The 317-nt window shown below is 56.8% G+C and carries 1 protein-coding gene; it reads right to left on the bottom strand.

What is annotated here, in order from left to right; translation table 11 throughout:
* Nucleotides 1–257: hypothetical protein (locus KMS84_RS44310; protein WP_256921507.1), on the bottom strand; the 257-nt coding region annotated here is incomplete at its 3' end.
* Nucleotides 258–317: the final 60 nt, after the last annotated feature.

Raw genomic sequence — 317 nt, 5'->3', positions numbered from 1 at the left:
ATAAGCACCCGAGCATTGAAGCGGGCGTATTGCAGATTTTCGCGTTTGTCTGCCCATGCGATCCGGCTATTCACCACGTAGGCGAGTGTTCCGCCACGTTGCCCACCTACACTGATCGTCTGAATCCAGTTGTGCTTGGCCAGGACGCTGATTGCTCGCTTCGTGGTCGCAATGGACGTGTCCATCATCTTTGCCAAGGTCGACTGGCTGACGATCAATGCGCCGGACTTATCCATATGCTGGACGATGATGTGCATCAATTGCCCGGCCCTCGGCGCTTGAGCGATGAGAGCTGCCCATGCTTCGTGTCCCGCTCG

The organism is Streptomyces hilarionis (genome assembly GCF_024539675.1).
Classification (GTDB): Bacteria; Actinomycetota; Actinomycetes; order Streptomycetales; family Streptomycetaceae; genus Streptomyces; species Streptomyces hilarionis.
Note: the sequence above shows the minus strand (reverse complement) of the source record. Positions and strands in the feature narration are given on the sequence as shown.